General features: G+C 66.4%; 23 protein-coding genes. 14 read left to right on the forward strand and 9 right to left on the reverse strand.

The genetic code is table 11. The features are described 5' to 3' along the window. The first annotated feature begins 22 nt into the window (after window positions 1-22). The 13 genes from ACG3SL_RS19940 (at window position 23) to ACG3SL_RS20000 (ending at window position 9594) form a co-directional block, all read left to right on the forward strand. Window positions 23-1189 (forward strand): flagellar hook-length control protein FliK, encoded by a 1167-nt coding sequence (locus ACG3SL_RS19940; RefSeq protein ID WP_448662885.1) that lies wholly within the window; start codon window positions 23-25, stop codon window positions 1187-1189. 17 nt (window positions 1190-1206) lie between these two features. Then, entirely contained in the window at window positions 1207-1821 is a 615-nt protein-coding gene (locus tag ACG3SL_RS19945) for a flagellar basal body-associated FliL family protein (protein WP_448662886.1), read from the forward strand. A 6-nt stretch (window positions 1822-1827) separates the two neighbouring features. Continuing rightward, entirely contained in the window at window positions 1828-2769 is a 942-nt protein-coding gene (locus tag ACG3SL_RS19950; protein WP_448662887.1) for a flagellar motor switch protein FliM, read from the forward strand. Beyond that, the gene (gene fliN, locus ACG3SL_RS19955; protein ID WP_448662888.1) at window positions 2766-3062 is read left to right on the forward strand and encodes a flagellar motor switch protein FliN; all 297 of its coding nucleotides are present in this window, start codon (window positions 2766-2768) and stop codon (window positions 3060-3062) included. The genes ACG3SL_RS19950 and fliN overlap by 4 nt, the downstream gene beginning before the upstream one ends. Continuing rightward, window positions 3062-3316 (forward strand): flagellar biosynthetic protein FliO, encoded by a 255-nt coding sequence (locus ACG3SL_RS19960; protein WP_448662889.1) that lies wholly within the window; start codon window positions 3062-3064, stop codon window positions 3314-3316. Before fliN ends, ACG3SL_RS19960 begins: the two co-directional genes overlap by 1 nt. Then, entirely contained in the window at window positions 3316-4137 is an 822-nt protein-coding gene (gene fliP / locus ACG3SL_RS19965) for a flagellar type III secretion system pore protein FliP (RefSeq protein ID WP_448662890.1), read from the forward strand. The genes ACG3SL_RS19960 and fliP overlap by 1 nt, the downstream gene beginning before the upstream one ends. 2 nt (window positions 4138-4139) lie before the next feature. Beyond that, window positions 4140-4409 carry a flagellar biosynthesis protein FliQ gene (gene fliQ / locus ACG3SL_RS19970; RefSeq protein WP_448662891.1) on the forward strand — a complete coding sequence of 90 codons (270 nt, stop codon included), beginning with the start codon at window positions 4140-4142 and terminating at the stop codon, window positions 4407-4409. Window positions 4410-4569: 160 nt separating this feature from the next. After that, complete coding sequence (gene fliR, locus ACG3SL_RS19975; RefSeq protein WP_448662892.1) at window positions 4570-5340, forward strand: flagellar biosynthetic protein FliR; 771 nt, start codon at window positions 4570-4572, stop codon at window positions 5338-5340. Beyond that, the gene (locus tag ACG3SL_RS19980) at window positions 5340-6479 is read left to right on the forward strand and encodes an EscU/YscU/HrcU family type III secretion system export apparatus switch protein (protein WP_448662893.1); all 1140 of its coding nucleotides are present in this window, start codon (window positions 5340-5342) and stop codon (window positions 6477-6479) included. Before fliR ends, ACG3SL_RS19980 begins: the two co-directional genes overlap by 1 nt. 42 nt (window positions 6480-6521) lie before the next feature. After that, window positions 6522-7928, forward strand: a complete 1407-nt coding sequence (gene fliD, locus ACG3SL_RS19985) for a flagellar filament capping protein FliD (RefSeq protein WP_448662894.1) — start codon at window positions 6522-6524, stop codon at window positions 7926-7928. Further along, a complete protein-coding gene (locus tag ACG3SL_RS19990) occupies window positions 7928-8326 on the forward strand; it encodes a flagellar export chaperone FliS (RefSeq protein WP_448662895.1) in 399 nt (132 codons plus the stop codon). The genes fliD and ACG3SL_RS19990 overlap by 1 nt, the downstream gene beginning before the upstream one ends. Window positions 8327-8396: 70 nt before the next feature. Continuing rightward, a complete protein-coding gene (locus ACG3SL_RS19995; protein ID WP_448662896.1) occupies window positions 8397-8933 on the forward strand; it encodes an NADPH-dependent FMN reductase in 537 nt (178 codons plus the stop codon). 73 nt (window positions 8934-9006) lie between these two features. Beyond that, complete coding sequence (locus ACG3SL_RS20000) at window positions 9007-9594, forward strand: response regulator transcription factor (protein ID WP_448662897.1); 588 nt, start codon at window positions 9007-9009, stop codon at window positions 9592-9594. 4 nt (window positions 9595-9598) lie between these two features. Here the strand turns inward: ACG3SL_RS20000 and ACG3SL_RS20005 are convergent, their stop codons facing one another. From ACG3SL_RS20005 to argH, 5 genes are read right to left on the reverse strand one after another with little or no spacing between them, the layout of a single operon-like run. After that, entirely contained in the window at window positions 9599-10552 is a 954-nt protein-coding gene (locus ACG3SL_RS20005; RefSeq protein WP_448662898.1) for a zinc transporter ZntB, read from the reverse strand. Further along, on the reverse strand, window positions 10549-11310 hold the full coding sequence (locus ACG3SL_RS20010; RefSeq protein WP_448662899.1) for a precorrin-2 dehydrogenase/sirohydrochlorin ferrochelatase family protein: 762 nt from the start codon (window positions 11308-11310) through the stop codon (window positions 10549-10551). The genes ACG3SL_RS20005 and ACG3SL_RS20010 overlap by 4 nt, the downstream gene beginning before the upstream one ends. After that, complete coding sequence (lysA, locus tag ACG3SL_RS20015; protein ID WP_448662900.1) at window positions 11307-12566, reverse strand: diaminopimelate decarboxylase; 1260 nt, start codon at window positions 12564-12566, stop codon at window positions 11307-11309. Before lysA ends, ACG3SL_RS20010 begins: the two co-directional genes overlap by 4 nt. A 9-nt stretch (window positions 12567-12575) precedes the next feature. Continuing rightward, window positions 12576-12818: a hypothetical protein gene (locus ACG3SL_RS20020; RefSeq protein ID WP_448662901.1), complete on the reverse strand. Its 243-nt coding sequence runs from the start codon at window positions 12816-12818 to the stop codon at window positions 12576-12578. Continuing rightward, a complete protein-coding gene (gene argH / locus ACG3SL_RS20025) occupies window positions 12815-14194 on the reverse strand; it encodes an argininosuccinate lyase (RefSeq protein WP_448662902.1) in 1380 nt (459 codons plus the stop codon). Before argH ends, ACG3SL_RS20020 begins: the two co-directional genes overlap by 4 nt. A gap of 157 nt (window positions 14195-14351) precedes the next feature. On the opposite strand from argH, the gene ACG3SL_RS20030 reads away from it, so the two are divergent. Continuing rightward, window positions 14352-14783 (forward strand): TlpA family protein disulfide reductase, encoded by a 432-nt coding sequence (locus ACG3SL_RS20030; protein WP_448662903.1) that lies wholly within the window; start codon window positions 14352-14354, stop codon window positions 14781-14783. A gap of 43 nt (window positions 14784-14826) precedes the next feature. Here the strand turns inward: ACG3SL_RS20030 and fcl are convergent, their stop codons facing one another. The 4 genes from fcl to ACG3SL_RS20050 all read right to left on the reverse strand — a co-directional run bounded on the left by fcl (window position 14827) and on the right by ACG3SL_RS20050 (window position 19505). Beyond that, entirely contained in the window at window positions 14827-15780 is a 954-nt protein-coding gene (gene fcl, locus ACG3SL_RS20035) for a GDP-L-fucose synthase (protein WP_448662904.1), read from the reverse strand. Beyond that, a complete protein-coding gene (gmd, locus tag ACG3SL_RS20040) occupies window positions 15773-16837 on the reverse strand; it encodes a GDP-mannose 4,6-dehydratase (RefSeq protein WP_448665183.1) in 1065 nt (354 codons plus the stop codon). Before gmd ends, fcl begins: the two co-directional genes overlap by 8 nt. Before the next feature lie 136 nt (window positions 16838-16973). Further along, window positions 16974-17957, reverse strand: coding sequence for an NAD-dependent epimerase/dehydratase family protein (locus ACG3SL_RS20045; protein WP_448662905.1), 984 nt, complete (start codon window positions 17955-17957; stop codon window positions 16974-16976). Between the two features lie 96 nt (window positions 17958-18053). Further along, window positions 18054-19505 (reverse strand): tetratricopeptide repeat-containing glycosyltransferase family protein, encoded by a 1452-nt coding sequence (locus ACG3SL_RS20050; protein WP_448662906.1) that lies wholly within the window; start codon window positions 19503-19505, stop codon window positions 18054-18056. Between the last annotated feature and the right edge of the window lie 30 nt (window positions 19506-19535).

The following is a 19535-nucleotide window of genomic DNA, read 5'->3' on the forward strand; positions in this document are numbered from 1 at the left end:
TCGCCGCCGGGATTTTCGCATCGTGATTCAGCCCCTGCCTGCCCCCGCTCCTGCCCTGACGGGCGCACTGCGCCCACCGCAGCTCGCGACGGGTGCTGCGGGCGATTTCAGTTCGGTGCTGGCAGCGGCGGCGGCGCCGGACCTTGCGATCGCAGTGCCGGGTGTGCGGCAAATGCTGGCCGGCGACGGCAAGGATCTGCCGGACGGCGAGGCGATCGACCTCGATAGCGACACGGATAGCGTGGCCGATCCTGCCTTTGCCTGGTTCGCGATGCCGGTCGCGCCGATCGCTGTCGCGACGCCGCTCGGCAGCGTCGGCGCGCCTGCTCCGCAAACCGGGGTGGCGGGGCCACTGGCCCCTATGATCGATTCCCAAAAGGCCGCAGCGGTACCGCTGTCTCCGCCGTCCCAAACCGAGCCGGTCGAGGCAGCAGCGCGCGCCCCGGATCTGGCGGGCGTGCCCCCCGCTCCGGACGGCGCCACGCCGGACGTCGCGCGTGCGCCGCTGGCAGTGCCGGTGACGGGCGAGGCGCCGACGCCCCCCAAGGGTGCCCAGCCCGTGGCTGCGCCCGTGGCGCCTCCCGTGGCGCAGGGCCCCGCACCCGAACAGCAGCCGGCGCCGCTCGCGCCCGCCGCCGCTGCCATCGCGCCGCTGTTTCAGGCCCAGGCCGAGCCGATTCGCCCGTTGCGGCGCGAACTGGGGCGCGACCTGCTCGCCACCGCCGGCGCCGCGCCGCTCGAGACCAGCGGGCCCGCCCCGGCGGTGCAGGCCACCGCACAGGCGCAGAACGGCACGCTCGACCTGCGGCACCAGCAATGGACCGGCCAGATGATCGAGCGGATCGAGGCGCTGCGCGATGCCGCGCCGATCGGCGAGACACGCATCCGCCTGGCGCCCGACGCGCTGGGTACAGTGGATATCGCCATCCGGCACGAGGGCGAGCGCGTGCATGTCCATTTCACTGCCGATGTCGCCGCGACGCGCCAGGCGCTGAGCGACGCGCAACCGCGACTGGCCGAACTGGCCGAGGCGCGCGGGCTGCGGCTCGGGCAGACCAGCGTCGATGGTGGTTCGGCGGGACAGGGCGGCCAGCCGGGCGCGCGCCCGGACACTGCCCCGCGCCAGCCCACACGCCCTGCATCGGCGCTGACCGATCCGACACCCGAAACCGATGACCGAATCGCCTGAGATCGAGGGAGACCATCATGGCCGAAAAAACTGACGACACTGCGCCTGCACCCAAGAAGAAAAAGGGCAAGCTGCTGCTGATTGCCGGCGTGCCGATCCTGTTGCTCGGCGTCGGCGGCGGGGGCGCCGTCTATGCGATGAAGGCGGGCTGGCTCAACGCCGCTGCGTCGGCGGAGGGGCATGACGGCCCCCGGCTGGTGCCCAAGAGCGAGGAAAAGCGCGCGACGCTGGGCGGTGGCGAAGGCGGGCATGGCGAGGGTGCGGCGGAAAGCCATGGCGGCAAGCCGACGCCGGCGGGCGAGGGCGGGGACAAATATGCGTCCAGCTATTATCCGATGGAAAAGGAGTTCACGTCGAACCTGCAGGACAGCGTCCATTTCGTCCAGGTGGGGATCGCGGTGTCGACGCCCTATGACGCCCGCGTGCTCGAGAACATCAAGACGCACGAGATCGCGATTCGCTCGCAGGTGCTGATGGCGCTGGGCGAGACGACCGAGGACGAAGTGTTCACCGCCGAGGGCAAGCGCCGCATCCAGGCGCGGCTGGTGAAGGCGATCAACGCCGTTTTGCAGGAAAAGGAAGGCTTTGGCGGCGTCAGTAACGTCTACTTTACCAATTTCATTGTTCAGTGAACGGGCATGGTTAACGCCCCAGACACTTTGGCCGATCGGCGCGAGCGACCCCGGGTCAGCGCGGAACACGCGCCGGCGCTGGGGGCTGCCGCGAATCCGAATCCGTTCGGCGATCTGGTCACGCTCCAGCATCTGAGCGCGCGGCTTGCCAAGGGGCTGAAGGGCGTGTTTGAGGCGATGTTGCGCCGCGAGCTGCGCGTATGGGCCGAGCCGCTGTCGGTCGAACGTTTCGCCGATTACCGGGCCGAGCGCGGCGCGGGGCCGACCGCGTGGCAGCCGCTGGCGATGGGCAGCGCGCGCAGCCGGGTCCAGCTCGCGCTTGGCGCGCATCTGGTGCTGGAGATGCTCGACGCCTTTTTCGGCGGCGACGGCGATGTCGCGCCGCAGTTGCCCGAGGAATTCACCCCCGCCGCAGAGGCGCTGGTCGCGCGGCTGGGACAGGCGATCGTCGGCCCGCTGGAGGCCGCATGGGAGCCGCTGACGCGCGTCGCCTTCCAGCCGGTGGAGGCCAATATCGCCGCGCTGCCCGAACTGGGCGGGGACGAGGCCGTGGTCGTCACGCGCTTCGGCATCGCCCAGGGCGAGCGCAAGCCGCACTTCGTCGACATTCTCTATCCGATCGCCGCGCTCAAGCCGCACGGCGCCGCGCTGACCGTCAAGGTCCACGGCGCGGGCGAAGAAGTGGAGCCGCAATGGCGCAGCGGGCTGACCCGCGCGGTGATGCAGGTGAAGCTGCCGGTCCGATCGGTGCTGGCGGAGCCGGTGATTTCGCTGGGCCGCCTGCTCGAACTCAAGATCGGCGACGTCATTCCGATCGAATTCGGTGCCGAAGTGCCGGTGATGGTGGCGCAGCGCCGCCTGGGCACCGGGCTGGTCGGTACCGCCAATGGCCACGCCGCCGTGCGCCTCACCAGCCTTGAACCGATTACCGAAGAGGATTTCCGATGAACGACCTGACCGGGGCCTTCGCCGTCGATGGCGCGATCGCCGCCAATTTCCGGCTGTTGCAGGACGTGGACGTCAAGCTGACGGTGGAGATCGGATCGACTGCACTTAGCCTGCGCGAACTGCTGGCGCTGGGCGAAAGCAGCGTGATCGAGCTGGACCGCGACGCCAACGAGCTGCTCGACGTGTTCGTCAACGGCACGCTGATCGGGCGCGGCGAAGTCGTCACCGTCGGCGAGAAGTTCGGCGTGCGGATGACCGAACTGGTCAGCCCGGACAAGCGGACCGCGCGCTGATGCTCTGGTCTTACATCCTCAAGCTGGTCGTCCTGCTCCCGCTCGTCTGCGGGCTGTTGATCGGGTGTCTCTATGCGTGGCGCAAGCTCGAGGCGCGGCTGCCCAAGAACCAGGGCACGCGGATGGTGCAGGTCAAGGAGACGATGATGCTCTCCCCCGGGCTGCGACTCGCGGTGGTGGAGTTCGAGGGGCAGAAGCTGCTCGTCTCGGTCAGCCGTACCGGCGTGACGCTGGTGGACAAGGCGGCGCGCTGATGCTGCTGACGCTTTCGGTGCCGCGCACGATCGGCACGCGCGCCGCGCTGTTCGTGGCGCTGCTCGGCTTTCTGATCCTGTTCGCCGGGCCCGCCCTTGCGCAGGGCGCGCCGTTGCCGGTGCCCGCAGCGACGCCGGGGGTGGGCGACGCGGTGGACCGCGCGCTGGGCGACCTGGGCGGCGGCAACGCCCCGCTCAGCCTGTCGCTCCAGGTGCTCATCATCATGGGGCTGTTGTCGGTATTGCCCGGCATCGTCCTGATGATGACCAGCTTCACGCGCATCATCATCGTGCTGTCGCTGCTCCGCCAGGCGCTGGGCCTGCAACAGACGCCGCCCAATCAGGTGCTGATCGGCCTGTCGCTGTTCCTCAGCTTCTTCGTGATGGCGCCAGTGGTGAACCAGGCGAGCACGACCGCGATCCAGCCCTATGCCGAAGGCAAGATCACCGCGACCCAGATGATCGCCGGCACCGGCACCGCGCTGCACGGGTTCATGATCAAGCAGACGCGCAACCGCGACGTGAAGATGTTCGCCGACATGGCGAAGAGCGGCCCCTATGCCAGCCCCGCCGACGTGCCCTTTTCGGTCCTGCTCCCCGCCTTCGTCACCAGCGAGCTGAAGACCGCGTTCCAGATCGGGTTCCTGATCTTCCTGCCGTTCATCGTCATCGACCTGGTCGTCGCCACCGTGCTGATGTCGCTGGGGATGATGATGATGTCGCCGACGATCATCTCGCTGCCGTTCAAGCTGCTGTTGTTCGTCCTCGTAGACGGCTGGGCGCTGACGATGGGCAGCCTTGCCTCCAGCTTTGCGAGTTAGCGATGGACGCCGATTATTTCCTGACCGCCGCGCACGAGGCAATCTGGGTGCTTGCGCTCGCATCGGCGCCGATCCTGATTCCGGCGCTGCTGTCCGGCCTGATCCTGGGCATGGTGCAGGCCGCGACCTCGATCCAGGAACAGACGCTGACCTTCGTGCCCAAGCTGATCGTTGTGGGCATCAGCCTGGTGATCTTCGGCGGCATGATCCTGGGGCTGCTCGGCGATTTCACGACGAGCATCTTCGAACGCATCCCGGATCTGGTGAAGTGAGGGCAAGGGCTCCTTTTTCCCTCTCCCCTTGTGGGAGAGGGAAGGGGCCCGCCGCCGCAGGCGGTGGGAAGGGTGAGGGGGATGCACCTAATTCCTTCCCCCTCACCCCCCCGCCGACTGCGTCGGCTCCGCCCCTCTCCCACAAGGGGAGAGGGGTTTTATGATGGGCTTCGGCCTCTCGATCGAGCCGCAGCTCTGGGCGTTGCTGTATGCGATGGTGCGCATCGGCGCGGCGTTCCTGGCCGCGCCGGTGTTCAGTGCGGTGTCGGTGCCGCTGCCGGCGCGCATCGCGCTGACCGGCGCGATCGGGGTGCTGGTGGTCAACACCGTCCACATCACGCCGCCCGAACATGTTTTCTCGCTGATCACCTTCGTCAGTGTCGCTGCCGAGGCGCTGATCGGGCTTGCGCTCGGCTTCGTGCTCCAGATCGCCTTTTCGGCGCCGCTGATCGCCAGCGAAGTGATCGGCATGTCGATGGGGCTCGGCTTCGCCAATGCGGTCGATCCCAATAGCGGCCATTCCTCGCCCGCGCTCGGCCAGTTTCTGTCGCTGTTGCTGACCCTGTTGTTCCTTGCCGTCGACGGGCACCTGCTGCTCGTCGACCTGATCGTGCGCAGCTATGCCGCGATGCCGCCGGGCGACTGGATCGCGCCGCAACGGCTGTTCGGCATTGCGATGTTCGGCGGCTATGCCTTTGCCGCCGGGCTGTTGCTCGCGCTGCCGGTGGGGTTCCTGCTGCTGTGCCTGAACGTCGTGGTGGGGATGCTGAGCCGCGCGGCGCCGGCGCTCAACCTGTTCGCGGTCGGCCTGCCCGCCAGCCTGGCGGTAGGCGTGGTCGCGATCCTGCTCGCGCTGCCCGCGATGGGCGATTACCTGCTCGTCATCATTCATGAAGGGCTCGACGCGGTGCCCCGGCTGGTGCTCGGCTGATGGCGGAGAGCGCCGGCGAGCGGACAGAAGCCCCAACCCCGAAACGCAAGCGCAAGGCAAGGGAAGACGGGCAGCTTCTAAAATCCAAGGATTTCGGCACCGCGATCGTCGTGCTCGCGGGATGTGCGTGGATGGCGTTTTTCGGCCCTTCGCTGCTGTCGGCGTGCAAGGCAGTGATGACGGCCAGCTTTTCGTTCGACCTGCGCGATGTCGAGCATTTCGAGCCGTGGCGCCCGCTGGCGTCCGCCGGGTGGAAGCTGTTGCCGTCGATGGGGGCGCTGTTCGCCTTCACCGTGGTCGCGGCGATCCTCAGCCAGGCGGGGCTCGGCGCGTTCGGCTGGAACAACGGGCTGTTCGCGCCCAAGGCGTCGCGGATCAACCCGGCCTCGGGCCTAAAGCGGATCTTCGGCCCGACCGGCTGGATCGAACTGGGCAAGTCGCTGCTTAAGGTCGTGCTGCTCGGGTCGATCGGCGGGTGGATGCTGTGGTCGATGACGCGCGGGTCGATGGGGCTGGTTTCGGCCGCCGACATCAACAGCGCGGTCGGCGCGCTGGGCGGGCAGTTCGTCACGCTGTTGTTCGTGATGGCGGCGGGGCTGCTGGTGATCGCGGGAATCGACCTGCCGATCCAGATCCTGCGCCATATGCAGCAATTGCGCATGACCAAGCAGGAAATCCGCGACGAGCACAAGGAAACCGAAGGCTCGCCGGAGCTGAAGGGCATGTTGCGCCAGCGCCAGCGCGAAATCCTGAAGGGCGGGTTCCGCAAGACCGTGGCGACCGCGCATGTCGTGCTGACCAACCCGACGCACTTCGCCGTCGCGCTCCGCTATGACCAGGGGCAGGACCAGGTGCCGGTGGTGGTCGCCAAGGGGCGCGGCCAGACCGCATTGGCGATCCGCGAGCTGGCGGCGGAGTTCCAGGTGCCCGTGCTCGAATATCCCAGCCTGGCGCGCGCCGTCTATTACACCAGCCGCGAGAACCAGGAAGTGCGCGACGACCTGTACATGGCGATCGCGACGGTGCTCGCCTTCGTGTTCGGAGTGAACGGCCGGGCGGGCGCGGCGCCGCCGCCGGTGCAGGTGCCGCCGACTGCACTGTTCGACGAGAATGGCCGCAAAATGGAACGCCCGGCCTAAAGCGCGGGCGCGCGCTGCCGCTTAACGGGACAGGGGGATAGCATGGCCATCGAATCGATCGCGAAGACACTGGGGACCGGGTCGGGCATTGATGTCGGCGCGCTGGTGACCTCGCTCGTCGAGAATGCGTTCGAGAACAAGAATGTCGCGCTGACCAAGAAGGGCGATGCGCTGACCGCGCAGATCTCCAAGGTCTCCGAGCTGAAGAGCAGCATCACCGATTTTGCCAGCGCGCTGTCGTCGCTGACTGCTGGGGGGAGCCTGGCGACGCAGCCGACCAGCTCCAACAGCAGCGTGGTGGCCGTGTCGCGGCTGGCCGGCGCGGAATTGTCGGGCCTCAGCGGCACGCTGGAAGTGCGCCAGCGCGCGCAGGCGCAGGTGGCGAGTTCGGCGGCCTTTACCGGCGGGTCGAGCGCTACGGTGGGCACGGGCACGCTGACGCTGACGTTCGGCACGGCGAGCGTGACCGATGGCACCATGACCGATTTTACCGCCGGCGGCGGCACGCCCGTGCAGATCGACATCGATTCGGCCCACGCGACGCTGGCCGGCGTGGCGAGCGCGATCAACACGGCCAAGGCCGGGGTGACGGCGTCGATCGTCACCGACAGCGCGGGCGCCCGGCTGGTGGTGAAGGGCGCGACGGGGCAGAGTCAGGCGTTCGAGCTGACCGGCAGCGACGGGTTGAGCGCGCTCGACATCGGGCGCACCGCGACCGGATCGACGATCAGCGCGACTGCCCAGAACGCGACCGTGGTGAGTGACGGCGTGACGCTCAGCTATCCGACCAACACAATTTACGGGCTATTCGAGGGCGTGAAGATCGACCTGGTATCGGCAGCCGTCGGCACCAAGGTGACGATCGGGTCGACTACCCCGACGAGCGAAATCAGCCAGACCGTGACCAATTTCGTCGACACCTATAACGAACTCTACAAATCGGTCAGCGCGGCGGTGAGCGCAGTGGATGGGCCGTTGCGCAGCGATTCTGCGGCCAAGGAGCTTTTGCGCCAGCTCAAGAGCCTGACGCTGACCAATCTGGTGCCGAGCGCGGCGTCGGGCGAGCCCGCGACGCTTGCCGACATCGGCGTGGCGACGCAGCGCGACGGCACGCTCAAGGTCAACGCCACGCGGCTGTCGAGCGTGCTGGTAAGCAACCCGCAGCAGGTGGAGGCGATTTTCGCGGCGGGCGCGGGGATCACCCAGGCGCTCTCCGCCATCGCGACGACCGCGACGAGCACGAAGGTCGGGCTGGGGGCGAGCGAGGCGAGCTATACCAAGGCGCAGACGGCGCTGGCGGACGAAAAGGACAAGGTGGCCACCGCGACCGAGGCGATGCGCACCCGCATGACACAGCAATTCTCGGCAATGGACGCCAAGGTCGCTGCCTATAAATCGACCCAGACATTCCTGACCCAGCAGATCGACGCCTGGAACGCGAACAACTGATGCCGCGCTATGCCACTGCACTGGCGGGCAACCCCGCCGACACCTATCGCCGCATCGACATTGCCGGGCGCACGACCGGCGCCGACCCGCACCGGCTGGTCGAGCTGTTATACGAAGAGGGCGCGGCGGCGCTGCGCGCGGCGGCCTGGGCGGCGGAGAAGCAGCAGTTTGCGGTGAAGAGCGAGCGCGTGGCGCGCGCCACGGCGGTGCTGTTCGCGCTGGAGGCCGGACTCGATTTCGAAAAGGGGGGGGAGGTATCGCGCACGCTTGCGACTTTCTACCACGGGCTGCGGCAACAGATCGTGCGCGCGAGCCTGGGGAGCGATCCCGGCCCATTCCGGGATGCGGCCGACAGCCTGGACGACATTGCCGGGGCCTGGGCCAGCGTGCGCGGATGACCCGAAATCTGTCGTCCGTGCGGCGCGGGAGTGCTGGCGCGGTGCAATGGTTTCGGCTAGCGCAAGGGGCATGAGCGCTCCCCATATCGTCGCCATCGGCGGAACCCTGCGGCCTGAATCCTCCACCGGACGCCTTCTCGCCGCCGCGCTGGCGATGGCGGAGGCGCGCGGCGCGCGGACCAGCCTGTTCACCGGGCCGGACATAGCCTTTCCGCATTTCGAGCCGGGCGCGGGCGCAGGCAATCCGGCGATCGAGCGGTATTTGACGGCGCTGCGGAGCGCGGATGCGATCATCGTCGGCTCGCCCGGCTATCACGGCACACTCTCCGGCCTGGTCAAGAACGCACTCGATTATGCCGAGGACCTGCGGACCGACGATCGCGTCTATTTCGATGGGATGCCGGTGGGGCTGATCGCGACCGGCGCGGGATGGCAGGGTGCGGTCGCGACCCTGCAGGCGCTGCGGACGGTGACCCACGCACTGCGCGGCTGGCCGACGCCGATCGGGCTTGCGGTCAACACCGCAGAGCCGGGCGACGCGCAGGAGCGTTGCAGCGCCCAGATGGGGCTGATGGTCGACCAGATTTTCGCGTTCCTGAAACGCTGAGCGCGGGCCCGCTTAACGCTTTCCTCAGGGCTTTCCCCTAGCCTCTTGTCGTGTCGAAAATTGAGGGCGGGGAATGGAGCAGCCAACGAGCCGCGAACTGGGGAGCCTGCGCCGTCGTGCCACGCGCGCCATCCTGGCGGTTGGCAATGATCGCACGAGCCTGAACGGATTCGCGCAGCAGCTTGGCGCGCTGGGCTATCTGGTCGTGCTGAGCGATTCGATGAGCCAGGCGCTCGAGCTGATTTCCGCGCGTGGCTTCGACCTGGTGCTGCTGGACATGAACGGTCCCGATGCCCCCGGCCTGCACATGGTCAGGGAAATCCGCGGTTCGCGCGACACGTCGGACCTGCCGATGCTGTTCCTGACGTGCGACAGCCGCGCGGTGGCGATTGTCGACGCGCTGCACGCCGGCGCCGATGACTGCATCGCCAAGCCGTTCGACTTCGCCCTGCTGGCGGCCCGAATCGAGCGGGTGCTGGCGCGGGCGGCGCGGATCGACGAGTTGAAACGCAGCAACCTGGCGCTCGACGCCCGGATTGCGAGCCGGGCAATCGAACTGGGCGAGGTCCGCAGCGAAATGGCAAATGTCCGTGCCGATCGCGCGCGGCTGCTCGCGACGATCCAGGCGCTGCACGAGGAACTGGGCACGCTGAAGGCCTGATCCTTCAGCTCTCGAACCAGTGGCGCCGGATGAAATAGGCGCCGATCACTGCCGCCAGCACCACGCTGACCCCGACCACGCCCCAAAAGGCCCAGGGCTGATGCGCATAGGGGATGCCATCGACATTCATGCCGAGCAGGCCGGTGAGGAAGGTCAGCGGCAGGAACACCATCGCCACCACCGCGATCAGCAGCGAGCGCTGGTCGATCTGTTCGGCGCGCAGGTCGGTCAGCGTCTCGTGCGTCAGCGCGGCGCGCTCGCGGATGCTTTCCAGCTCCTCGGCCATGCGCGCGGCGCGATCGGCGGCGGCGGAGAGATGCAGCCGATCGTCGTCGCGCAGCCAGTCCGCCGGGAGCGCCGCCAGCTTCTCCAGCGCCGCGCGCTGCGGATTGAGGAAGCGGCGATAGCCGATCGCCTCGTTGCGGGTCTGGTTGACCATGCGGCGCAGTGTGAAGGCGCGGTGCGTGGCGATCTGCGCCTCGCAATCGTCGAGCGAATCGCCGAGTTCGGCCACCATCGGATCGAGTTCCTCGGTGATCTCAAGCGCGATTGCGGCGATCAGGTCGCCCGGGTCCAGCACCTGCCCCGCCTCCACCTGCTCGCGCACCGGCGCGAGCGCGGTCAGTTGCTTGCGCGTGGCTGAGAATACGCAGCCGCCATGGGCATAGATGCGGATCGACGCCAGCGGATCGGAGGCGGCCAGCTGGTCTGACGACAGCCCGCGCAGGTTGATGACGGCCCCTTCGCCGACGGCGTCGCAGCGCGGCCGGGTTTCGGCTGCGGTGAGTGCCTCGACGATGAAGGGCGACAGCTTCGCCTCGCCGCCCAGCCATGCCTGGGCGCGCGCATCGTTGGTGGTCAGGTGGCACCAGACGAGGTCGGCGTTCTGTTGTAGGGCCTGGCGCAGCGGCATCGCCTCTGCCTTTCCGGCGCGCACGACATAGGCGAAACCGCTCATGCGATTCTCTCGATAAAGATGGAATGGCCGGGCCCCGGCGTTGCGGGCGGCGCGTCGCATGCAATGCGCGCGGCATCGGCCCGGGCGCGGTCGAGCAGGGCGGCGGGCACCTCGGGATGGTGAAACACACGGTTGGCGCGGGCCAGCGCGCGCGCCTGGCGCAGCGTCAGGTCGTCCGGGTCGGGCGAGGTCGGCGAAAAGGCGAGGAAGCTGGCCGCATCTTCGCCGTCCGCCGCCTCCAGCCAGCGCGCAACGGCGTCGTCGGAAGCCTCGGCGAGCGGATCCAGCGGGCCGGCAAAGGCCTGCGCCAGCGCGCGCCGGCGTGCACCGCCATCGGGCCAGCGTGCCCGCAGCGCCGTGCGCGCGGCATGCAGCGCCCTTGCGCGGGCCCCAAGATTGGCCGGCAACAGCGCCTCGAGCCGCTGGCGCAGCGCGGCGGCAAGCCCGGCGGACACCCCGCCGGTGCCGATCGCGACGATCACCGGATCGCGATCGACGATCGCCGGCGTCGTGAAGTCGCACAGTTCGGGACGATCGACTGCGTTCACCAGCACGCCGCGCGCGCGAAGCCGTGCCACCGCCTCCTCGGGCGCGTCGAGTGCGACGATTGCCAGCGCTGCGGACTCGTCCTCGCCGACGATCTTCGCGCCGGCGCGTTCGAGCAACCGGCGCTTGGCATCGGCGGGCTCGCCTTCGCCGATCAGGATCACCGGGCGCCCCGCCAGTCGCACGAACAGCGGCAGGGCGGCCAGAGTCACTTCAGCCAGTCCGGCACCGTCTCGGCGCCCATGATCGTCTCCGCCGAGATGCGGTTTGCGACCACCTCGAACCGATCGCCCGACACCAGCACTTCGGGCACCAGCGGGCGGCTGTTATAGGTGCTGGCCATCGTCGCGCCATAGGCGCCCGCCGAGCGGAAGATCGCCAGGTCGCCGCCGGCTACGACGTCGATCTCGCGCCCCTTGGCGAACACGTCGCTGCTTTCGCAAACCGGCCCCGCCACATTCGCGATCATCCGCGCGCCGCTGGGGCGCACCGCCTCGAAATCATGATAGGCATCGTACAGCGCGACGCGGGCGAGGTCGTTCATCGCGGCGTCGACGATGACATAGGGATGGACCACGCCGGGCTTTACCCACAGCACCTTGGTCAGCAGTACCCCGGCATTGGCCGAGATCACGCGGCCCGGCTCGAACATCAGCTCGACGTCCCAGTCGCGCGTCACGCGGGCCACCATCGCGCCGAACTCGGCGGGCGAGGGCGGGTTGTCGGTCGCGCGGTACGGCACGCCCAGGCCGCCGCCCAGGTCGACATGGGTGATGGTGTGCCCGGCGGCGCGCAGATCCGCGACGAGCCGGCCCACGCGCAGAAAGGCCTTTTCCAGCGGCTCGACGCTGGTCAGCTGGCTGCCGATATGCACGGCGACGCCGCGCAGGTTCATGCCGGGCAGTGGTGCCAGCCGATCGAAGATCGCGGGCGCCTCGTCGATCGGCAGCCCGAACTTGTTCTCCGCCTTGCCGGTCGAGATCTTCTCGTGCGTGCCGGCATCGACATCCGGGTTGACGCGCAGCGTGGCGGGCGCGCGCAGCCCGCGCGCGGCGGCGAGCGACGCCAGCACGACGCCCTCTTCCTCCAGCTCCAGGTTGAACTGGCCGATGCCGAGGTCGAGCCCCTGTTCCAGCTCCGCGCGGGTCTTGCCGACGCCGGAGAACACCACGTCCTTCGCCGCCATGCCGCCCGCCAGCGCGCGGTTCAGCTCGCCGCCCGAGACCACATCGGCGCCAAAGCCTTCATTGGCGAGCAGCCGCAGCACCGCCAGATTGGGATTCGCCTTTACCGCGAAGGCCAGATGCTTGCGCTGAACATCCTTCAGCCCGTCGCGGAACACGCGGGCATGGCGCTGGAACGTCGCCGTCGAATAGACATAGACGGGGGTGCCGACCGCCTCGGCAATGCGCGCGAGCGGGACATTCTCGACGTACATCTCGCCGTCGATCAGGGAAAAATGGTCCATGGTATTCCGTCAGTTGGGCGGCGGGAGGTCGAACTTGTCGCTCCGGCGTTTTTGCGAACTCTCGATCAGGTCGTCGCTGCGTGCAGGGCGGGTCTGGTCGGGCGGCGCGAGCAGGTTGCCCGCCGTCGGCGGCTCCTCGGCGCCATAGGGGGCGGGGGGCAGCGCCTGGCCCACCGGCGGCGTCAGTTCCTCGCGCGCGCCGCATCCACTCAGCAGCGCGGCCAGCGCGATCGGCAGCAATAGTCGCTTCATCGCCCTTCCTCCTCACGCATGCGGCGCGCGGCGGCAATCGCCTCGCGGACGCGCACCGGCGCCGTGCCGCCGAAGCTGGTGCGGCTGGATACCGACGCCTCGACGCTGAGAACGCCGTATACGCGATCGTCGATCCTGTCGTCGATTTCCTTGAGTTGGGTGATCGATAACTGATCGAGCCGGATGCCCGCCGCCTCCGCCGCCGCAACCGCGCGCCCGGTGATGTGATGCGCCTCGCGGAAGGGGATGCCGCCTTCGCGGACCAGCCAGTCGGCCAGGTCGGTCGCGGTGGAGAACCCCGCCTCTGCGGCGCTGCGCATCCGATCGGTGCGGAACGTCGCGCTTTCGACCATGCCGGTCATCGCCGCGATGCTGAGGCCCAGCAGGTCGTGCGCCTCGAACACCGGCGGCTTGTCGTCCTGCATGTCCTTCGAATAGGCGAGCGGCAGGCCCTTCATCGTGATCATCAGGCTGACCAGGCTGCCGACGATGCGGCCCGAATGGCCGCGCACCAGCTCGGCCGCGTCGGGATTGCGCTTCTGCGGCATGATCGAGCTGCCGGTCGACCATTGATCGGACAGCGCTACGAAGGCGAAGGGCTGGCTGGCCCAGATCACGAATTCCTCCGCCAGCCGGCTGAGGTGCAGCGCGGTCTGTGCGGCGGCGGTCAGATATTCGATCGCGAAGTCGCGGTCGGACACCGAATCGAGCGAGTTGCGCGTCGGCCCGTCGAAACCGAGCGCGGCGGCGGTCATTTCGCGGTCGAGGTCGAACCCCGTGCCGGCGAGCGCCGCGGATCCGAGCGGGCTCAGGTTCATCCGCGCGCGAGCATCGCGCAGGCGCGAACGATCGCGCCCGACCATTTCGACATAGGCCATCAGATGGTGGCCCAGCGTCACCGGCTGCGCGACCTGAAGATGCGTGAAGCCCGGCATCACGCTGTCGGCATGTTCCTCGGCCCGGGTGAGCAGCGCGTCCTGGAGCGCGCCCAGCGCCGCTTCGGCCTGGTCGATCGCATCGCGGACCCACAGGCGGAAATCGGTCGCCACCTGATCGTTGCGTGAGCGCGCGGTGTGGAGGCGTCCCGCTACCGGGCCGATCCGGTCGGACAGCCGCGCCTCGGTGAGCATATGGATGTCTTCGAGTGTCAGGTCGTCGGGCACCCCCTGCGCCGCGAAGTCCTCGGCCACTTGCTCCAGGCCCGCCGCGATCGTCGCTGCATCCGCGGGCGAGACGATGCCCTGTTGCCCCAGCATCGCGACATGCGCGCGGCTGCCGCGAATATCCTGTTGCCACATCCGCTTGTCGAAGGGGATCGAGGCGTTTATCTCCCGCATGACCGAAGAGGGGCCCTCGGCGAAGCGCCCTCCCCACATTGCATTGGAGCCGTCCTTGCGCTCAGTAATCGCGCTTCTCCTGCTGTCCGCTACCGTAATCGGTGGCTGCGATAGGCAATCCCAGCCCGCGCAGCAAGCGAACGAAACGACATCCAGTGTCGCGGCGCCCGTCGCGACGCCCCAGCCCGGCGGCAAGGTGGACCGCAGTCACAAGGGCGAAGCAGCCCCGACGATCGCGTTCGTCGATCCATCGGGCGCCAAGGTGACGCTCGCGACGTTCGCGGGCAAGCCGGTGCTGCTCAACCTGTGGGCGACCTGGTGCGCGCCCTGCGTGAAGGAAATGCCGACGCTGGACGCACTGGCGGTGCAGCAAGCGGGCAAGGTGCAGGTCGTGCCGCTCAGCCAGGATTTCGGCGGCGCGGAGAAAGTCGCGCCCTATTTCGCCAAGGCGGGGTTCAAGGCGCTCAAGCCCTATCTCGACGCGGATGCCGCGTTCAGCACCACGATGGCGCTCAACCTGCCGACGACCATTCTGTATGATTCGGCCGGCAAGGAAGTGTGGCGAGTTGCGGGCGATATGGACTGGACCGGCGCGCAGGCAGCGGCACTGATCGCCGAAGCGCAGTAGAACGCGCTTAGGCTCCTCAGGGCCTACTTTGGGGCCGCAACCGTCAGACAGGTGCCGATTGGTTTTCGAGGAACCAACGGTACGTCGCTCCAATGCCTTCGAGCAGATCGATGCTCGGTGCCCAGCCCAGCGCACGGAGTCGCGCAGAATTCAACAATTTCCGCGGCGTGCCGTCGGGCTTTCCCGGATCGGTTACAATGCCGCCTTCCAAGCCGACGGCCTTGCAGATCATCTCGGCGAGTTCATAAATCGTGACCTCCTCACCGGAGCCGATGTTGATGTGCATGTCATCTGAATAGTGCTTCATCAGGAAGATACAGGCATTCGCGCAATCATCGGCGTGCAGAAATTCTCGTCGCGGCGTTCCCGTTCCCCAGATCACAAGGTGCCGGTCTCCGCGCAACCGCGCCTCATGCGCCTTGCGCATCAGGGCGGGCAGCACGTGGCTGGATGCCAGGTCAAAATTGTCATTGGGGCCGTATAGGTTGGTAGGCATCGCGGAAATGAAGTCCGCGCCATATTGCCGCCGATAGGCCTGCGTGAGCTTGATTCCCGCGATCTTGGCGATCGCATACCACTCGTTGGTCGGCTCCAACGGCGCCGTCAGCAACGCCTCTTCGACGATCGGCTGTTCGGCCAATTTGGGATAGATGCAGCTTGATCCCAGGGAGAGCAGCTTACTGGTCCCTGCGCGAAGCGCGCCTTCAATGATATTCGCCTGGATCGTCAGGTTCTGGTAAAGGAAATCGGCGGGAAGGCTGTCGTTGGCAAGGATGCCGCCCGTTTTGGCCGCTGCCAGGAAAATGGCGTCTGGCTTTTGCGCCGCAATCCAATCGAAGGTCGCCTGCTGATCGAGCAGGTTCAACCGTGTCCGATCGACCGTTACGATTTCGCAATCCTCGCGCGCGAGCCGCCGGACGATGGCGGAACCCACCAGGCCTCGATGTCCAGCCACCCAGACACGCTTACCAGAAAGCGAAAAGGCATCCTTAGTCATTGCGCTGCCGCTCCAGCGGCACACGGATCAAATCTTCCCGTACCATCTCTGCGCACAGTTCCTTCCAGCTGGTCTCGTGCGACCAGCCAAGTTTCGCCTTGGCCTTTGATGCGTCGCCGATCAGCGTGTCCGTTTCGGTGGGGCGATAGTAGCGGGCGTCAATCTCCACGAGCACGCGGCCGGACTCTGCACAGCGCCCTTTCTCATCGACGCCGGTTCCCGACCACGTGATCTCGATACCGGCTTCCGCAAAAGCGCAGGTTACGAAATCCCGCACGATTGTCGTAGTGCCTGTCGCCAGGACATAATCGTCCGGATCGTCCTGTTGAAGCATAAGCCACATGCCGCGTACATACTCGCGTGCATGCCCCCAGTCGCGCTCTGCGTCGAGGTTGCCGAGATAGAGCTTGTCTTGCAAGTTATGCTTGATGGCGGCCACGGCGCGCGTAATTTTACGTGTTACAAAGGTTTCGCCGCGCAGCGGGCTCTCATGATTGAACAAAATTCCGTTGGACGCATGAATACCATAGGCTTCGCGATAGTTTACGACGATCCAATACGCGTAAAGCTTGGCGACCCCATAGGGGCTCCGCGGATAGAATGGCGTTGTCTCGCTCTGAGGGCTCTCTCGCACCAAGCCGTAAAGTTCTGATGTTGATGCCTGGTAGAACCGTGTCTTTCCTGCCAGGCCAAGGATGCGGATTGCCTCAAGTAGCCTAAGTGTCCCGATTGCGTCCACATTAGCAGTATATTCAGGCGTTTCAAAACTCACTTGGACATGGCTTTGCGCCGCGAGGTTATATATCTCGTCGGGTTGCACTTGCTGCACGATCCGGATGAGACCCGTCGAATCCGTCAAATCGCCATAGTGCAAGATAAAGCGCGGATTCGCTTCGTGCGGATCCTGGTAGAGGTGCTCAATTCGTCCTGTGTTGAACGAAGACGATCGGCGCTTGATGCCGTGTACGGTATACCCCTTGCTCAATAAAAGCTCTGAGAGATAGGCCCCGTCTTGGCCGGTAACGCCAGTTATTAACGCGACCTTTTCCGTAGTCATATGGATTGCGCTCCTGGCGTGCTGCCGGTCTTGTAGATGCCGGGACAGGTGCGGCACACCAGTTTCCCGTTCGAAGTATGTGGAGCCGAGATAGCGCACGACGCATCGTGCGGCAGTGTGGGCGACTCCTCCCCCATCAATGGGTCATGATCCCTAGGCGCTGCGTGAACCACGCTATTGTCTCGATCAAACCGCGACGAAGCGGAACGGTAGGGGACCAGGCGATAAGCCGGTGCGCGCGCGTGATATCCGGTCGTCGCTGGTGTGGATCGTCCATCGGAAGCGGCTGGTAAACGATTCGGGCGGGTGGGCTGGACAGAGCGACGATCATGTCGAGCAGCTCGTTGATCGAACATTCGTAGGGATTTCCAAGGTTGATGGGTCCCACCGGCAGACCATCCGAATCCATAAGGGCAACCAGCCCTCGGATGATGTCGGAGACATAACAGAAGCTGCGGGTTTGGGTGCCATCCCCATAAATCGTCACGTCACGTCGTTGCAGGATCTGCGTTACGAAATTGGAGATCACACGCCCGTCTGCGGGATGCATCTGTGGGCCGTAAGCGTTGAATATGCGTGCAACCCGCACGTCTGCTCGGCCTAGCCGACCAAAATCAAAGGTCATCGCTTCCGCGGCGCGCTTGCCCTCGTCATAACAGGCGCGGGGGCCGGTACAGTTCACCGCGCCACGATACTCCTCTCGCTGGGGATGGACGTCGGGATCGCCATATATCTCGCTCGTAGAAGCCAGCACAAAACGCGCGTTGTTGCGTTCGGAGAAGCGCAACAGATGGTTGGTGCCCACCACATTGGTAAGCATCGTATGCTCCGGATCGGCCAGATATTGCGGCGGAGACGCTGCACATGCCAGGTTATAGACCTGTGTCACCTGGCTTCCCAGTGACAGCACTTCGTCGGGTAGCGGATCAATGACGTCGGCATGGATGAAGCGGAAGTTGGGATTCCGCAGCAGATGCGCGATATTCGCCTTGCTGGACGTCTGAAGATTGTCGAGGCACACAAGGGCGCGGCCCTGGCTCAGGATGGCTTCGCATAAGTGCGATCCCAGAAAGCCCGCCCCCCCTGCGACAAGCGTGATCGGGATACCCCCTCCCATCATGTCCTAGCCAACCCCTTTGACGATCGCCGCCCGTTCGAGGGGCAAGCTCTTATCGGTGCGAGCGGGCGGATGTAAATGTCCGAATGCCCACAGGACTCAGCGTCCTGCAGCCGCGATCGCCGATGCAGCGGCGCGGATCGGCGCGTCCCAGTCACCACGGGATGGACTGCGGAACAAACGCGTGCGCGGATACCAGGGCGTTGCATCGCGATCCATCATCCAGCGCCAGTCCCCCAGCCAAGGCAGGATCATCAACACGGGGACACCCATCGCACCGGCAATATGCGCCACGGATGAATCGCAGCACACGGCGAGATCGAGATTGGCGAGCATCCCCGCGGTGTCTTCAAAGCTGGTGCGCTCCGGTGCAATTTCTTCCCGCACGACTATGCCCATCTCGCCCAGCAGCGCGCGTTCGGCGCCGGCTTCCGGTTGGAGGCTGTACAGGCGGACGTCCGGGATCGCAGCCAGCGGTGCCAGCGCTGCGGTGGGGATGGACCGCTCCGGCCCGCGTGCTTGCCAATGGATGCCCACGCGAAGGCCCTCACCCGGCATGCGACGGGCCCACCATCGCGCAAGATCGGGGGCAGCGGAAAGATACGGTATGCCACCGGGAATGGTCGCGACCGTCGTACCCAGCCGGTTGGGCAGGCTCATGAGCGAGGTGTGGCAATCAAAGTCCGGCAGTGGATCGCCGACAGCGATCAGCCGGTCGATGCCCGGCACGCGGGCGAGCAGTGTCGCGAGTTCCGGCTGGCACAGGAAAATCGTCTGTGCGCCCATGGCCTTAAGAACCGGGAAGTAGCGGGCGAATTGGACGCTGTCGCCCAGTCCCTGCTCGAAATAGACCAGGATCGTACGGCCGTCGATGGAGTCGCCGCACCATTCGGGCTTCCCTGAAAAATCCCGGTTCCAGCCCCAGATCTTTTGTTCGCGCCGCACCTCATAATTTCGGAACCCCGCGACCAGCTTGCCTTGCAGCAATTGGCTGACCCCCAGGTTCTTTCGATAGGCTGGCGTCGCTTCGTCAATGACCGCTGCGCGGCGATAGAGGCGCTCGGCGTCAGCGGGGCGTCGCTGGGCCATGAAGGCGGCGCCGAGGTTGTTGAGCACGGGTGCGCAAGCCGGATTCTGTACTATGGCGCGTCGCAGCGGGGACTCCGCCTGCTCCGGGGCCTCGGTACGCAACAGAGCGAGGCCGAGCGCTTCGTCGAGACCGCCATGACGCGGTGCGACTTTCTTCAGACGGGAAAGATGCGTGAGCGCCTCTGCATAACAGGCCATTTCGCGCAGCAGCTCCGCGAGGCAAAACAGGACGTCGGGTTGATCGGGAAGATGGTCTAGGATAGTCCGGAGCGTCTCGGCGGCTTCCGGTTTCCGGCCTAAATTGCGGAGCGCTAAGGCGAGATTGAAACGCGCCGCAGCATCATTTGCGTTGTGCCTGACTGCTTCCTCGAAACAGTCCCGCGCCCGATCGTGCTGACCGGCGCTGCCATAGGCAAGCCCCTGGGAAAAGGCGCTGGCGGATCGGTCCCGCTGTTCCGTCAACGCGTGTACCTTTTCGTCACCGCATCCTCT

The organism is Sphingomonas degradans (assembly GCF_053502645.1).

What these genes read in the sequence shown, in the direction of transcription:
- fliP (WP_448662890.1), top strand. Translation starts at nt 3,316, where the DNA reads ATGCTGCTGACGCTTTCGGTGCCGCGCACGATCGGCACGCGCGCCGCG.
- argH (WP_448662902.1), bottom strand. Translation starts at nt 14,194, where the DNA reads ATGTGGGGAGGGCGCTTCGCCGAGGGCCCCTCTTCGGTCATGCGGGAG.
- ACG3SL_RS20045 (WP_448662905.1), bottom strand. Translation starts at nt 17,957, where the DNA reads ATGATGGGAGGGGGTATCCCGATCACGCTTGTCGCAGGGGGGGCGGGC.
- ACG3SL_RS19995 (WP_448662896.1), top strand. Translation starts at nt 8,397, where the DNA reads ATGAGCGCTCCCCATATCGTCGCCATCGGCGGAACCCTGCGGCCTGAA.
- fcl (WP_448662904.1), bottom strand. Translation starts at nt 15,780, where the DNA reads ATGACTAAGGATGCCTTTTCGCTTTCTGGTAAGCGTGTCTGGGTGGCT.
- ACG3SL_RS19960 (WP_448662889.1), top strand. Translation starts at nt 3,062, where the DNA reads ATGCTCTGGTCTTACATCCTCAAGCTGGTCGTCCTGCTCCCGCTCGTC.
- ACG3SL_RS19990 (WP_448662895.1), top strand. Translation starts at nt 7,928, where the DNA reads ATGCCGCGCTATGCCACTGCACTGGCGGGCAACCCCGCCGACACCTAT.
- ACG3SL_RS19950 (WP_448662887.1), top strand. Translation starts at nt 1,828, where the DNA reads ATGGTTAACGCCCCAGACACTTTGGCCGATCGGCGCGAGCGACCCCGG.
- fliD (WP_448662894.1), top strand. Translation starts at nt 6,522, where the DNA reads ATGGCCATCGAATCGATCGCGAAGACACTGGGGACCGGGTCGGGCATT.
- fliN (WP_448662888.1), top strand. Translation starts at nt 2,766, where the DNA reads ATGAACGACCTGACCGGGGCCTTCGCCGTCGATGGCGCGATCGCCGCC.
- fliQ (WP_448662891.1), top strand. Translation starts at nt 4,140, where the DNA reads ATGGACGCCGATTATTTCCTGACCGCCGCGCACGAGGCAATCTGGGTG.
- ACG3SL_RS19945 (WP_448662886.1), top strand. Translation starts at nt 1,207, where the DNA reads ATGGCCGAAAAAACTGACGACACTGCGCCTGCACCCAAGAAGAAAAAG.
- gmd (WP_448665183.1), bottom strand. Translation starts at nt 16,837, where the DNA reads ATGACTACGGAAAAGGTCGCGTTAATAACTGGCGTTACCGGCCAAGAC.
- ACG3SL_RS19980 (WP_448662893.1), top strand. Translation starts at nt 5,340, where the DNA reads ATGGCGGAGAGCGCCGGCGAGCGGACAGAAGCCCCAACCCCGAAACGC.
- lysA (WP_448662900.1), bottom strand. Translation starts at nt 12,566, where the DNA reads ATGGACCATTTTTCCCTGATCGACGGCGAGATGTACGTCGAGAATGTC.
- ACG3SL_RS20005 (WP_448662898.1), bottom strand. Translation starts at nt 10,552, where the DNA reads ATGAGCGGTTTCGCCTATGTCGTGCGCGCCGGAAAGGCAGAGGCGATG.
- fliR (WP_448662892.1), top strand. Translation starts at nt 4,570, where the DNA reads ATGATGGGCTTCGGCCTCTCGATCGAGCCGCAGCTCTGGGCGTTGCTG.
- ACG3SL_RS20000 (WP_448662897.1), top strand. Translation starts at nt 9,007, where the DNA reads ATGGAGCAGCCAACGAGCCGCGAACTGGGGAGCCTGCGCCGTCGTGCC.
- ACG3SL_RS20020 (WP_448662901.1), bottom strand. Translation starts at nt 12,818, where the DNA reads ATGAAGCGACTATTGCTGCCGATCGCGCTGGCCGCGCTGCTGAGTGGA.